The sequence below is a fragment of the Rickettsiales endosymbiont of Peranema trichophorum genome (assembly GCF_004210275.1).
Lineage (GTDB): Bacteria > Pseudomonadota > Alphaproteobacteria > Rickettsiales > Midichloriaceae > RICK02.
Map to the genome: position 1 here is coordinate 1 of NZ_SCFA01000057.1, position 1245 is coordinate 1245.

At 44.1% G+C, this 1245-nt stretch carries 1 pseudogene; it reads left to right on the top strand.

Features of this window, described 5'->3' with window-relative positions:
- Positions 1-173: 173 nt before the first annotated feature.
- Positions 174-1245, top strand: a pseudogene (locus EDM53_RS02955) (hypothetical protein); the annotation flags it as partial.

A 1245-nucleotide genomic window follows, 5' to 3' on the forward strand; every position in this document is an offset into this window, starting at 1 on the left:
CCAACAAAGGTTGAGGATGTGCTACCAGGAGGTACTATTACTTATGAAGTACAGAAAATTGAGCAAAAGCTTAGGGTTCGGCAGCTTACGTTGGGGGGAATATATCATTTGTAATGTCCTGAGGGATTAGACAATTATGAGTGTGAATTAAATTTTAATCAAATAGGTGGTTTATGAGTAAGTTAGCAAGACATACAAGAAAGTATATGGAGTTTGTAGCGCCAATGATTATTGAGTTGTTAGGTAAGGGCAAGCTTGATGAGGAAATTGTGAGTGAAGTAAGGTCCGTTCACTGGAACGTCAGTCCTTTGGATATCATAGACATGTTGGCTGTTTTAAAGAAAGAGGCTTATGCCGCTGGCAGTGGTGCTGCGGGTACTAAGGCAGTGTACGACAGTAGTAGTGACCATGCAGACATTGCGGAGATTATGTTGAAAGCTGCGGAGCAGGCGAAGGTCGATCTTGTTAAGCTGGCTCATGTTGTGCAACTTGTAACCATAGAGAATCTCCTAAGCTCACCACACTCTGATCAACTTACTGGTAATGGAGATGCCAATGTCATTCACGGACAAACAGGAGACGACGTGATAGAAGGCAAAGGTGGTCCAGACAAAATAGATGGAGGAGAAGGATACGACACTGCTTCATATGCTAGTTCACCTGCAGGGGTTCAAATCGATCTCACAGCATCTACAGCAAAAGGTGGGGATGCAGAAGGAGATACACTTGTAAGCATAGAAAATCTCATAGGCTCACCACACTCTGATCAACTTACTGGAAACAGAGAACCCAATGTAATGCACGGACAAGCAGGTGATGATATTATCGATGGCAGAGCTGGAGCAGACGACCTCGACGGCGGCGATGGTAACGACACCGTGACTTATCGTAACTCTCCTGCTGGTGTAACCGTAAGCCTAGTCAAAGGCGTCATAGGACAAGGAGGAGATGCTAGAGGTGATCTCCTGTTGAACTTTGAGAACCTTACAGGCTCCCAGCATTCTGACAAGTTAACTGGCGATAATAATGATAACATTATACAAGGCTTAGGTGGTGGCGATGACCTTGACGGAGGCGATGGCATAGATACACTAAGCTATGAAGACCATGACAAGGTTGTAAACGTAGATCTGTTTGACAATGGTAGTGCAAGGCCAAGAAGAGGAGCAGACACCTTTAACAATTTTGAGAACATTATAGGCTCACTCAAAAGTGATACTTTATCTGGAGACAACAAACCAAATA